Genomic DNA, 13050 nt, shown 5'->3' with positions numbered 1-13050 from the left:
TGCAACTCTTTCAAGTCGCAAAAATCGATGAGAAAAAATATCGACATCTTGCCGAAAAAAACGTTGTCTCGTAGCCGATTGGGACGCATTGTGCCCGCAAGTTGTTTTTTGAAGGAGGACTTAAATTTATGAAAATGTTAAAATATTGTATCTTGGCCATCTTGGTCGGCCTGACTTCCCAAGCATACGCGCAGATCGATCTCGACGAGTTGGCGGCTGCCGTCGGCGAGGATCGCGAAAACGTTGTCGCCTTGGTTGCGGAGGCGGTGGCGGCCAGCCCCGAGCAGACGAATGCGATCGTCACGCGGTTGCTCGCGGAATACGAGGAGTTGGCGGCAGACATCATCGAAGGGGCGATCAACGGGATGCCGACGCCATTGGAACCGGCCGATGTTGCGAGTTTGCTCCGAGAAGCGGTCCAGTTTCGTCCTGGATTGGCCCCTGCCATTACGGCCGGAGCCCGCCGGGCGACCGCCGGGATCGAAGGCATGGATGCGTTGATCTCTTCCACGGTTCGCGCCGCTGTCCGGGGCCGAGGGTTCCGCGCTCGGACCAGCGCACCTTCCAGACCGGAAGCCGGGTCCACGAACGAAACGTTGCGGGTTAGCCCGGCCCGACGCCCAAACCAAACGCAAAATCAGAACCAATCGTAAGGCGCTTGGCTCGGCACCCTCTCTGTCCTACTCGTAAGATCATCCTAATTCCGTAATGACCACCAGAATCAATCTCGCTCAATTCGGTCTGCCCTTGCTGGCGGCCTCCACGCTCGTCTTGCCTGACACGCAGGTATCGGCGGCGCCCCTCGTCTCGTTTGGAGACCACGCCAGCCTTTTCTTTAACGGCAGCGTAACCGTTCGGGCGACGGACAACCTTTACCTCGATCCTGTCGATGAGGAATCGGAAGTTATCTTCATCTTCGCGCCGGGGTTGGAGTTGAACATCGGTGCCCGGGCCAATGCCAACGTCAATATCTATTACCGGGAGGATTTCTACCGGTATAACGACAACAGCCAGCTCGACTCGAATTATTCCAACATCTTCCTGGAGTCTTATTGGAGTCAGCCCCGTCTGGAACTCCGGTTGAATGCCAGTTACGAACAACTCGTCCAGCCGACTCCGGATACGGTTCTCCTTCCCGGGCAATTGGTCGAGCGGGATTTCACCCGGGCCAGCGTTCGTGGGGAATATGATTTGGGAGATCGCAGCTCCCTTTCAATGGGGGTCAACGCCAGTTTCTTGAGGTTCGACCAGGCATTGTTCGTCGATCGTGACACCATCGGCATTCCGGTGAACTTCTACTACGAGTTGACGCCGTTGGTCGATCTCAGCCTCGGATATCGGTTCCGGAACACGGATACCGGCGATCGGGAAGTGGGTGGCGTAGTGGTTCCGGTCGCCGACTATCGCGATCATTATTTCAACGTCGGCGCTCGCGGGGAGCTTGCTCCCAAGCTGGTCGGCGAAGCCCGGATCGGTTATCAGGAGCGTGAAATCCGCGGAGCGGGAACTGGCGGGGATCAAAGCACGGTTTCCTTCGGAGTGGATCTTTCCCACTACACCACGCCGCGGACGACGTTGACGGCCGGTTTGTTCCGCGACTTCGAAACCGGCGGGCGCGGCGCATCGATCACCAACACGGGTGGTTCCCTCGGCGTTCAGCACGCGTTTTCTCACCTGATTTCCGGTCAGGCGGCGATCGCTTACTTCAACCGCGACTGGAACCGCGAGGCGGCGCCGGAATCGGTCAACCGGGAAGATGACACTTACGACTTCAGTCTCGGCCTGACCTACTCGCCGAACGTCTATCTGAATCTGAATGCCGGTTATGTTTTCCGGAAAAACGACTCGAACATCGACGGATTCGATTACGATAACAACATCTTCAGCATCTCCGCTGCGCTGCGGTTTTAAGCCGCATTGTTAATTCAAACTGAAAAAAATGGAAGAAGATCAAAAAAATTTGATCTTCTTCCTTTTTTGTTTGTCATCATAATCACCTATGAATCGGATAATCCTTCTCGTGCTCGCGTGCGTGACTCCCTGGCTGGCTTTGCAGGCCGAAGAGCAGGCCAGGGGCGTCAACCCTAATTACATCATTCAACCGTCGGACGTGCTGCGTCTGACGGTCTTCCAAGAGCCCGATCTCGATCAGGAATTCCGGGTTCCGCAGAATGGTCGTTTTCATTTTCCCTTGATTGGAGTCGTCGAGCTCAGTGGGCGGACGGTCGAAGAAGCGGAAACCTTATTGCGGGAATTGTATGATCGCGACTATCTGGTCAACCCGCAGCTTAACTTGCTGGTCCTCGAGTTTTCCCAGCGTCGGGTCAATGTTTTGGGAGCGGTAAATTCACCTGGAACGGTTGTCTTCCCGCCCGAAGAGGATATGACTCTTCTCGATGCGATCTCGCGGGCCGGAGGATTCAGCCGTCTCGCCAGCCGCCGGGCCGTGACTCTGACCCGTAACGACGCCAACGGGCGGCCGAAGCAGTATCGCATCAACGTGGACGAGATCGTCCGAGGCGAAGGCGGTCCGGTCTGGAAGTTGGAGAAAGACGACCTCATCTACGTGCCAGAACGAATTCTTTAAGTTTTTTTCCATGCGAAGCGATAAATCTCACGACCGACACAAGAAGGCATCCGACTCCGCCAGCGGGTATTATTATTACGACGAAGGTGGATCGTATTCAGGCTATGGATATGGTTACAGCGACGGCGGACATTCGCCTCAGAAGGGGATTAAAGATTACCTGTTGGTTCTGCGCGAACGGATCTGGTATGTATTGATCGGCTTCCTGCTGGTCTTCTCCCTGGCGATTGTTGTCACGATCAATCAGACCGAGATCTTCCGGGCGACTTCGACGGTGGAACTTCTCCGTCGGGAAGCGACCCCGGTGTCGGCGACCGGTCCCATTGGTCACGAAATCGAAATTCGTTCGACCGAGGATTTCAATACCCAGGTCCAGATCATGCAGAGCGTGAAACTGGCGGAAAGCGTTGCGGATCGTCTCACCGGAGACGAGCGGGCCCGGTTCATGCGTCCTTATGAGCGGGGCGGTGCTGGGGATCCGTTGTCACCTTTGGCGATCTTGATGAACAACCGTACGGTATCACCGATGCGGATGAGTTTGGTGGTCGCCATTTCCTATTCGCATCCCGATCCGCAGATTGCGGCCCGTGTCGCGAATTATTTCGCCGAGGAGTTCATCGACCACAATCTGCGCCAACGGATCCAGGATTCGATGAAGACGGTGGAAGACCTTCGGGTCCGGGCCGAGCAACAGCGGCAGAAGGTCGAAGAGGTTGAAAACCGGTTGCAGGCTTACCGGGAGCAAAGCGGGACGGTGTCGTTCGACCAGACCCGTGACGTCGCGACCGAAAAACTGCGGGCTCTCAATGGCATGGCCACCGAGATGGAGCAGGTTTTCAGCAAGACGGAAACGACCTATATGACTTTGCAGCGTTTCTTGGAGGAGCGGCGGTCGTTGGCCGATTTCAGTCCGATCGCGGCACAGCCTCTCGTAGCTGACTTGATTTCGCAACGAGCCGCGAAGCGGATTCAAATCGGGCATCTGGCCGAACGTTACCGTCATCTTCACCCTCAGATGATCCAAGCTCGGGAATCGTTGCAGCAAACCGAGGCGGAGCTTCAGAACGCCATCGATTCAGCCGTGGCCAAGTTGGTCACTGAATACGAGTCGCAGAAACGCAATTTGGCGCAAATCCGCCAGGCTCGGGCGAACCAGGAGCAGGAGTTGCTGGCGTTGCGCCGCCTTGCGGTTGAATTTGAAGCCATCCAACGGGAATCGGAAGTCCAACAAGGGATCTATAAATACCTGGTCAGCCGGATGCGCGACACAACGATCGCGGGTGGAATTGAGAGTCCGACCGCCCGGGTGATCGACACTGCGCTTCCTCCGGGCAAGCCGGTGGTGCCGAATATTCCGATGAACCTGGCACTTGGTATCCTCGGGGGATTGGGGCTCGGGTTCGGGGTCGCATTCTTCGTCGCTTTCATCGACGACCGGGTGAAAACCGCGTTCGACATCGAAAATGTTCTCGGGCTTACTCTTCTTGGGATCGTGCCGGAAATTAAGAAACTGACTCCCACGCAGAAAGCGAAGGTGGTCGCGAACGAGGAAGATAGACAGGTGGTGGAGGCGTTCCGGACCCTTCACTCCAGCCTCAAGCTCAACAACGAGAGCAAGTTCGCTCAGTCCTTGTTAGTGACCAGTAGTTTGCCGGGGGAAGGAAAGTCATTCACTTCAACCAATCTGGCCCTGACCTTTGCCACCCACGGGGAGCGGACCTTGATTATCGATTGCGACTTGCGGATGCCGAATGTCCACAAGAGCTTGGAGCTCGAGAACAAGAAGGGTTTGATCGACATCTGTGTCCATGAGGAATCGTTCGACGACGTGGTGCAGAAGGGCGTGTTTGAAAACTGCGATGTGCTGACCACCGGTGGCCGGGCGAAGAATCCGACTCAGATTCTGAGCAGCAAGAACTTCGAGCGGATGATCGCCGATGTCCGGAAACGTTATGACCGGATCGTGTTTGATACTCCGCCGTTGGCGGCGGTCAGCGATGCGTTGATCATTCTCCCGTTGGTCGATGGGGTCATCTTCACCATCAAGTTCAATAAAGTGAAGCGGACCGCGGCCAAGCACAATGCACGTCGTCTCTTGGAGTCGAATGTGCCGGTGTTCGGAGCCGTTTTGAACAACCTGAGCTTGTCGGTTTCCGGTTACTATTACGCGCAGTATTACGACAAGTCGTATTACGATTACTACGCGCCGGATTCGAAAAAGGCCCAAGCGGAAGGACCGCTTCGTTAAGGGAGCCGATTGGCGGAATTCTCACAAAAAAGGCGCGGAGTGATCTCCGCGCCTTTTTTTAGTTTACGCCGCCAGGACTATGTCGCGATGTGGTCCATTGCTGCTCTCGCGTTCGCGGCTGACTTTATTTCCCTGTTTTGTTGAGTCGGACGGACCGGGCCGGCGGGGTCGTCGGGGGTGGGGAGGGCGGCGGCACTGTGGGTCGGCTTGCCCTCGATCAGGCTCCAAAGATGGGTAAATGCAAGACGGCCGGCCGGCGGCGCCGAAATCCGATTTCATGAGGTCGAGTTTGCGTTGTTTGGGAGGCAGAAATTCCCGACGGCTCCAGCAACCGATGGCATGAATCTACTTTTGGCCGATCCCCTGAAAAATCAAGTCGTCCAATGCATCCGAGCCCTCCTGGCAGAAATATTCAACGGCGCAATCGCGATCACGGGCCGCTTGAAAGGACGTCCGGACGGCTTGGAGCGCCGTAACGCGGTGCGGGCGCGAGGGATCAAGTCTCGCGGGAGGCGGCGCGGGTGAGGCGGTCGTTGATCGCGAAGCCGAGGCCTTGGGGGGGAGCTTTTTCAGCGACGATGGCGGTGAAGTTCCGGCGGTCGAGCGAGCGGAGCAGGTCGAAGAGGCGGGCGCCGGCTTCGAGGTCGTCGCCGGTTTCCGACAACCAGAAAACGTTCGGGGGGAGGGGGCCGGATTGATTCGGTTTGCGGAAAAAAAGGAAGGCGGTTCCCGGTTGGTTCGCGGGAGCCTCCGGATCGATGCGGTCGCACAGGCGGCAAGTGGAGCGGGGACTGTAATGGCGCTCCAGTTGGCCGGGCATCACCTCGCCGGGGCGCTTCGTTTTTTCGGCGGTTGCGACCGGTGTCTCCAGGACCGCGGCGATCTGGTCGGCGGTGATCGCGCCGGGACGCAGCAGGACCGGTTTCGCGGGGTCGCGAAGATCGACGATGGTCGATTCGAGACCGATTTCGCACGGTCCGCCGTCGAGGATATGGCGGATGCGGTCGCCGAGGCTCTCGTCGACGTGGTGGGCGGTCGTCGGGCTGACGTAGCCGAACGGATTGGCGCTCGGGGCGGCCAGCGGGAGGGAACAGGCTCGGAGGAGACGTTGAAAGACAGGATGGCGGGGGATTCGGATCGCCACGGAGTCGAGTCCGGAAGTGACGATGCCTGGCACCGCGCGGTTTTTGGGGAGGACCAAGGTGAGGGGGCCCGGCCAAAAAGCGGCGGCCAATTGGGCGACCGCCGGGTTGGGGATCGCCACCCGGGAGAGATCGTAATCGATCGGGAGGTGGACGATCAGTGGGTCGAAGGAAGGCCGGGCTTTGGCTTGGAAAACCCGGGCGCAGGCCTCTTCGTCGAATGCGTGGGCGGCGAGTCCGTAAACGGTTTCGGTCGGTACACCAACAATTTCTCCCTTCAGCAGAACTCCGCTGAGGAGAGAAATCGTTTCGTCCGAGGCAGGATAGATCGTGGCCACCTCAACCAGGCGGGAGAATGGTGCCCGCCCTCCGCGATCACTGCATCAGCAGCATATTGCGCGCGCGCTTGATCTGCTTGGTGATGGCGCGCTGGTCTTTGGCCGACAAGCCGGTGATGCGGCGCGGCAGGATTTTCCCGGTGTCGGTGACGTAGCGGGAGAGGATCTCCGGCGAGGTGAATGGCACCTCTGACGGCGTCAAAGACTTCTTCGGGTTCTTTTCGATTTCGTTGCTCATTGAGATGTTGTTTACGTTCAGCGGGATGAATGGCGGGAGAAGGTCTCCAAGCGGTTCATCGCATTGAAAAAAGGAAAAAACCTACCGCCCCGGAGGCATTACGCAAGTGGAAAATACGGGTTCGTGACGATTGGTTTTTGCACGGGGCGCTTAGTGCCGCCTGACACCGGCATTCCTGCCGGTGGTGAACAGACAGGAATGTCTGTTTCACGAGTGCCTTAGAAGCCGAACCGGGTGCGGGTGCCTTGTTTGACGATTTCTTCGGCGTCCTGCCAGACGGCGAGGCCGGTGCGGAGGTCCGTCACGGTCATGTAGATCATGAAGTAGGACTCGCTGCGGCGGCCTTCCTGGCGGGTGAGCTGGGTGATTTCGCCGGCCAAACTGAGGTTGGCGGCGATCGCGGTGCCGCGGCGCTGCATGGTCGACGGATCGTAGATGTCGGAGTTGGGCAGGTCGCGGCTTTCGACGGTGGCGGGATCGATCGCCCCGCGGCCGCTGTGGGCGGTGGTGGTGACGACTTTTTCCGATTTGTCGAGGGCGATGGTGATCCGCTGGGTGAGCAATTGCGTGTCGATGTGCTGCATGCTCGAATTGCGGATGGTGCTGACCATCATCACCGCCGGGCCTTCCTGGGCATGGGCGTCGAGACGGCCGGAGGCGAGGAGCTTGTTGATCAAGCCTTCGGCGGTGATCTGGTAATCCTTGAAATCGAGGCGGTCGACCGTCGCCATCCCTTGGGTGGTGTCGGATTCCATCCGCTCGACATGCGTGCGGGTTTGGCAACCGGTAAAGGCGAGGGCGCCGGCGGCGGCGATTGAAACGAGAACGATGCGGGAGTGGACCATCTTCATAGCGGTGGTTGATGAGTGCTGATTTGGAAACGGAAGTCGGCGGCGCGCGGCGTCGGGGCCACGGCGCTTAACGAAACGGATTGCCCTGGGCGCAAGGTCCGGACAACCCAGGTGGAGGCGGGCGACGAAATGTGCATGCCGTCGAGGTCAGTCCAGTCGAAGCGGTATTGGAATTGGATGGTTCGCCCAGTGGTGTTGCGGACGGTCGCCTGGATGGTGCGGAGGTCGCCGGTGAAGGCTTGGTTCAGGTAAACGACCTCGAGGTTGCGGGCGAGCGACTGGTCGAGGATGATGCGTTTGTCGAGGATGACGTCGGCCGAGGCCGCGGGGCGGGCCGGCTCGATCACATTAACGCCGGTTCGGCAACCGGTCCCGAGTCCGGCGGTCAGACCGGCTAGGGTAAAAAGTAGGATCCATTTTTTCATAGATGTTGTGATTAACGGAGGGCTTGCACGGTGACGCGCAAGTCATGTTGGTTGACACTCTGAACGAGGACAAGGACGAAGTCTCCGTCCGGCAATGTGACCTCTTTCCGGTGGGTTGGTTCGAAATTATTTCGTCCGATCAGCGCGACGTTCAGTTTTCCGCTCTCCGGTCGTTCGAGGGAAGCGACTTGGAACTCCTTGCCGAGGGTTTTCCAGGTGCGGGTGTCGGCCCGGTTGACGAGGGCCTTGTAAAGGCTGCCGAGGATGAGGCCGACGGCGTCGAGTTGGTCGGTGAGTTGTTTGGCGGCGACCTCCTTGGCGATGACGGCGGTCAAGGTTCGGAGCGCCATCGCCGGCATCCGGAGTTGGAATTCGGTGACGAGGATCTGGTCCATGCTGGCGACTTGTTCGGTGAGCAGCCGGGGGGAACCGGCGCCCGGTTCGATCAGCCCGACCGCCCGGACCGGGGTTGGATTGAAAACAATTTCCGGGAAGGCGAAACCGGTGTAGCCGAGGTCGGGGAGGATCAGATCGATCCGGATCTCCCGTTTGTCGGGGCCGACGCCGTTTTCGAAAATCACATAAACCCGGGGCTCGTCGAGGCCGTTGCCGCCGTCGAGATGGGCTTGGAGCCGGGCGAGTTCCTCTTGGACGAAACGGTTGGGGAGGGGAAGGGCGGCCAAGTTGCGGAAATCGACCTCGGCGCGGGCCGGGTCGCGGTCGGCGAGGTAAACCAAGCCGGAGAGAAAGGTGGTGAACGGGTTGGAGAAATTGGCGTAGGCCTGGGCGACGGCCGGATCGACCGGGGCGGCCCGTTCGAAGGCCGGGTTGTTCAAGGCGGAGTTGGTGGCGAGGTTTCGGCTGCGGGCCTGGCTGCGGGCTTCCTCGATCGCCCTGTCGTTGTCAGCGATGGCCTGCCGTTGCCGCTCGTAAGCGCGGCGGATTTCCACCCGGGCCGCTTCCAGGTCGCCGAGGGCGAGGTAATTGAGCGCCTTGTAGGTGTTGATCATGATCCGGTCGGCGTAACTTCCTTGGTAAGGTAGAGCGTTCGGATTGGTGGCGATCGCCCCCACTTGGGCCGCTCCGGCGCGGATGTTGTATTCCGGCCGCTCCTCGAAATCACGGACGATCGCTTCGGCGCGCTCGAAGAAACGGTTGCTCTCCTCGAAATCGTGGAGAGCGTGGGCGAGTTTGCCCGCTTCGAGGGTCCAGAGGAGGCGGTCGGTCGAGCGGAACCGGCGGTCGTTCGGGCTGCCCCCCACCTGTTTGGCGGCCGCCTGGATGTTTCCTTGCCGGTAATTGGAATAGGCCGGGCCGATCCGGTCGTCGTAGGTCCGGACGGTCGAGCAGCCGCTGGCCAGGGCCAGAACGGCCAGCAGGAGCGTCAGGAGAGCCCATCGGTGGAACTGGACTGTGTGATTTCCGGGAAGCACGTGAAAAGGACGACGGAAGAATCAGATCGCCTTCGCGGCAATTTTGTTCGGAGTATTTTCGAGATGCGGGCTCGATGGCCAATGTTTTTTACGCAATTCGTTCCGGGGGAAAGGTTCCGGAACTAATGCCGGTTTCACAAAAAAACCTCGCCCGGTGGTATCGGGAAGGGTCGCAACATTTGCGGGCGGGGGTGGCGTTGCCGCGGGCGGTCGAAGTGGCCGGGGGAGTTCCCCAGGGAAACCGGCGACGACTGGCGGACCGGTTGCGAGCCGGGGAACCGGTCGAGCGGGCGCTGGAAAACGCCGGACGCTGGATCCCGGAAATCGACCGGCATGTGATCGGATGCGCGGCGCGGAGCGGAAAACTCGCGGAAACACTGGCCGTCCTGGCGGAAAAGCGGGCCTTCATGGCCCGGCAGGCGGGAGTGGCGCTCGGGGCGACGATTTATCCGTTGTTTGTGATTCATTTCGGCATCCTCGGTTTGCCGCTCTATCTGTTGTTTACCGCCGGCCCCGAGGCCTATCTGAGTCTGGTGATTCCGCTAGTTGTTCCGCTGTGGCTCTTCATCGCGGTGGCGATCTGGTCGGTGCGACGGCGTTTCCGGTGGATGCGAGGGGTGATGCGGTGCATCCCGTTGTTGCGGGGGCATGTCAAACATCGGGCGGTTGCCGACCTTTGCTTCGGACTCCATGGCTACGTGACCGCCGGGCAGACCATCGATGTTGCCTGGGAGGAGGCCGGGGCGGCTTGCGGCGACCGGAAACTCCGGCGCCTCGGTGCGGTCGTGGCGGAAAACGCCCGGCACGGTCGGCCGCCCGGGGAGCAGATCGCCGGTTCGCGGGTGTTGCCCGACGATTTCATCACCCTGTATCAAACCGGCGAAGGGAGCGGTCAGCTGGATGAGAATTTGCATCATCTCTGGCAATTGTACAGCGAACGGGCCTCGGCGAAACTCACCGCCGCCGGTTTCTGGTATCCGAAGTTGCTCTTGATCGCGGTGGCGGTGGCCGTCGGTTACGTCGTGATCCGGGCCTATTCGGCCTACGTCGATCAATTGATGGACATGATGCCGTGAGTCCGCGTGCGGATTTTCGTAAACTGGTTGCGTAGTTGGGAGAACTGTCGCTCCTTGCCGTCCACGCGGCTCTGTTGTCGACTTTGGGGGATGTCAGCCATCCGCCCATTTCACCTCGCCGGCCCCCTTGTGACGAAATTAAAGCATCTTTTCTCCAAGGTTTCACCAAGCGCCTGCCTCCTGTTGGCCGCGTTGACCTTCACCTCCGCGACCTCCCGAGGAGCCTCCTTCGAAGGCCGCTCGATTCTGGCCGGATCCGATCCGTTGGAGCAGCGGGCGGCGCTCGATTTGCAGCGTTGGTTTCAGAAGGCGCGGGGGTTGGATCTGCCGGTCGTTTCCGTGGTCGAGGCGAATCCTGAGAACGGTCCGGCGATCTGGATCGGGACGGTGGAGACCGTGGCTGCCATCGCGGCGGAACATCGCCGGCAGCCGTTCCAGCTGGATCCGGAGGAGGGAGAAAGTTACCAGATCGTCCATCGTCCCGAAGCCGGGGACCACGTTTTTCTGGTGGGGCAAACGCCGAAGGGGGCGATGACCGCGGTCTTCCGTTTCATCGATCTCGATCCGGCCGGCCCCGAGGAAGCCCGGCAGGCGGGAAGTCCGGCCTTCCGGCTGCGGGTCGGCGGACATCTGTTCAACCAACATCCCCCGGCCAGTTGGACCGAGGAGGACCAGGCCCGGTTTTACGCGCAAAATTACATCAACGTGATCTGGGGCGAAAAGCGGCAACCTCCATTGTCATTGGAAGCCCGGCAAAAGTATGGGCTCGGGGTGATGCTGGAGGCGACCCTTCCGCCGGTCGGCAGCATTTGGAAAAAGGAGGATCACCACGAAGCTTGGATGAACGACCCGGCCAATGCTTCGGCGATCTACTGGTGGGGGCGTCACAGCTGGTATGGCGACGTGACGGTGATCGATCCGTTCGACCCGGTCGGACGGCAGGCTTATGTCGATTATTTCCAGCGGCTCATGACCGAGAACCCCGACACCCGGGTTTTGTATGCGATTTTCGGCGATTATAGTTGGGCGCCCAACCAGGAGAGCACGCGGGTCTCGGACGGCAAGCCGTTCCCGCACACCCACGATGAATCGATCCGCGAAATCATGTCGATCATGCGCGAAGTGGTGGATGACGAAGAGGTGATTATCGGCGTCTGGATGTGGCTCCTTTACCCGGAGGACGGCAAAGAGGCGTTCATGGTCGAGCGCGCCGAGGCTGGATACGGAGTCATTTTCAACGAAGCGAGCGATGGTGACAACTGGATCTACATGTGGGACAACTTCCATTCGAAGGCGCTTCGCACCGGTGCTGACGGCAAGACCCGTTACGGAGACCGTTATCTGCCGTTGGTTTCCGCCGGAAGCGCCTGCGAGGCGATCGATCCGGTGATCGGCTTTCCGTTGCCGCGGGTCGCCTGGCACAAGCTCAACCGGTTGGCCGACGTCGGCGCCCGCAACTTCATCCTTTGGTGGGGGAGTGGCGAGGGTTGGGCCTACAATCCGAACCTTTCCCTGATCCGGGAGATGATCTGGACCCCCGAGGCGCACGCCGGGTCAGCCGACCCTCTTCTGGAGCATGTCGCGGTCCGCGATTTCGGGAAGGAACTCGCTCCCGATATCCTCCGTTATTGGAAGGCGATCGACGACGCCATGGTGACCACCACGCCCAAGTTTCTGAAACCCGACGATGCGCGCCGGCCGGATCCTTCCGAGGATGGCATGCATGTGTTCAACTGGTACCAACGGCACGGCACCTACACCGAACCGGCTTTCGACGGCGCGTTTCCTCTGCCGGTCACTCCCGACGCTCTCCGCGATTTGGAACGAACCGGCATCCGCCAACTCCTTCCCTGGGGGGCTCATCCGGTTACCCACGAGAATTTCCTTCACGTCATCGAACGCCTGGAATCGGCGGGCAAACTCGCCGAAGAACTCCTCGCCACCCGGGAGATGGGGCCGGAAGCGGAGTCGCGACTGCGCGACATGCATTTTTGGGTGGAGCTCTACCGCATGCTCCAGGTCAGCATGTACAATCACCTGCGCGGCATCGCGGTCTTTGTCGATCATCCGGATGCCGATCCGGATTCTCCCGAAATACGGTCCAAACTCGAACCGATCGCCCGTCATGAGATCGCGAATACACGGGCGATGATCGAGTGGATCCGCCCGATGTCGTCCAACTTCAACCTCACCCTCGGTTTCAGCGCCACCGTCGCCAATCGCGGCGATCTCGAGCAGGAGATCCGGATGCTGGAAAATAAACTCGCGGTCACGGAGATCTGGTTGCACCAGCTTCCGGACCTGGCTCGCGGAAAACCGGCGGTCGCCTCGTCAACCTACCCGGACATCGGGGCCGCGAACGTGGTCGATGGCAACCGCTCCACCCGCTGGGGATCGCGGGCCAGCGACGACGAATGGATCCGGGTCGACCTCGGCGAACCCCGTGACGTTTCCGCGGTCGTTTTCCATTGGCGTCCGTCGTTCGCCAAAGCTTACCAGATCCAGACCTCGACCGAGGCCGATCCGGAAAATTGGACCACCGTATTTGAAACCGCCGCCGGTTCGGGAAACAGCGAAGTCATCTCGTTCCCGGCCGGAGTCGAAGCCCGCCACATCAAAATGCGCGGTATCGAGCGCGCCCGCCGTGATGCCAGTTATTCGATGACCGGCTTCGAGGTATACGGCCGTTGACCGTTCCAACCAATTGCAAGA

11 protein-coding genes are annotated in these 13050 nt (G+C 59.8%); 6 read left to right on the top strand and 5 right to left on the bottom strand.

The window, feature by feature from the left end; all coding sequences use genetic code 11:
* The first annotated feature begins 128 nt into the window (after nt 1-128).
* From ACWUI2_RS00850 to ACWUI2_RS00835, 4 genes are all read left to right on the top strand, one after another.
* Nucleotides 129-653: a hypothetical protein gene (locus tag ACWUI2_RS00850; protein WP_486980972.1), complete on the top strand. Its 525-nt coding sequence runs from the start codon at nt 129-131 to the stop codon at nt 651-653.
* A gap of 55 nt (nt 654-708) precedes the next feature.
* On the top strand, nt 709-1911 hold the full coding sequence (locus ACWUI2_RS00845; RefSeq protein ID WP_486980971.1) for an outer membrane beta-barrel protein: 1203 nt from the start codon (nt 709-711) through the stop codon (nt 1909-1911).
* Nucleotides 1912-1999: 88 nt separating this feature from the next.
* Nucleotides 2000-2587: a polysaccharide biosynthesis/export family protein gene (locus ACWUI2_RS00840; RefSeq protein WP_486980970.1), complete on the top strand. Its 588-nt coding sequence runs from the start codon at nt 2000-2002 to the stop codon at nt 2585-2587.
* A gap of 10 nt (nt 2588-2597) precedes the next feature.
* Nucleotides 2598-4835 carry a GumC family protein gene (locus tag ACWUI2_RS00835; RefSeq protein WP_486980969.1) on the top strand — a complete coding sequence of 746 codons (2238 nt, stop codon included), beginning with the start codon at nt 2598-2600 and terminating at the stop codon, nt 4833-4835.
* A gap of 496 nt (nt 4836-5331) precedes the next feature.
* Here the strand turns inward: ACWUI2_RS00835 and ACWUI2_RS00830 are convergent, their stop codons facing one another.
* The 5 genes from ACWUI2_RS00830 to ACWUI2_RS00810 form a co-directional block, all read right to left on the bottom strand.
* Nucleotides 5332-6315 (bottom strand): L-threonylcarbamoyladenylate synthase, encoded by a 984-nt coding sequence (locus ACWUI2_RS00830; protein WP_486980968.1) that lies wholly within the window; start codon nt 6313-6315, stop codon nt 5332-5334.
* Between the two features lie 37 nt (nt 6316-6352).
* Complete coding sequence (gene rpsR, locus ACWUI2_RS00825; RefSeq protein ID WP_486980967.1) at nt 6353-6553, bottom strand: 30S ribosomal protein S18; 201 nt, start codon at nt 6551-6553, stop codon at nt 6353-6355.
* Between the two features lie 218 nt (nt 6554-6771).
* Nucleotides 6772-7404 carry a penicillin-binding protein activator LpoB gene (lpoB, locus tag ACWUI2_RS00820; protein ID WP_486980966.1) on the bottom strand — a complete coding sequence of 211 codons (633 nt, stop codon included), beginning with the start codon at nt 7402-7404 and terminating at the stop codon, nt 6772-6774.
* Nucleotides 7401-7829, bottom strand: coding sequence for a YcfL family putative periplasmic lipoprotein (locus ACWUI2_RS00815; protein WP_486980965.1), 429 nt, complete (start codon nt 7827-7829; stop codon nt 7401-7403). Before ACWUI2_RS00815 ends, lpoB begins: the two co-directional genes overlap by 4 nt.
* Nucleotides 7830-7840: 11 nt before the next feature.
* Complete coding sequence (locus tag ACWUI2_RS00810; protein WP_486980964.1) at nt 7841-9262, bottom strand: COG3014 family protein; 1422 nt, start codon at nt 9260-9262, stop codon at nt 7841-7843.
* Nucleotides 9263-9387: 125 nt separating this feature from the next.
* Here ACWUI2_RS00810 and ACWUI2_RS00805 point away from each other — a divergent pair, with 125 nt between their 5' ends.
* Nucleotides 9388-10338 (top strand): type II secretion system F family protein, encoded by a 951-nt coding sequence (locus ACWUI2_RS00805; RefSeq protein ID WP_486980963.1) that lies wholly within the window; start codon nt 9388-9390, stop codon nt 10336-10338.
* A 90-nt stretch (nt 10339-10428) separates the two neighbouring features.
* Nucleotides 10429-13029, top strand: coding sequence for a discoidin domain-containing protein (locus ACWUI2_RS00800; protein WP_486980962.1), 2601 nt, complete (start codon nt 10429-10431; stop codon nt 13027-13029).
* Nucleotides 13030-13050 lie beyond the last annotated feature (21 nt).

The sequence above is a fragment of the Verruconatronum alginivorum genome (genome assembly GCF_056590205.1).
The sequence above is the reverse complement of the archived record's forward strand: the minus strand, read 5'-3'. Positions and strand labels throughout refer to the sequence as shown.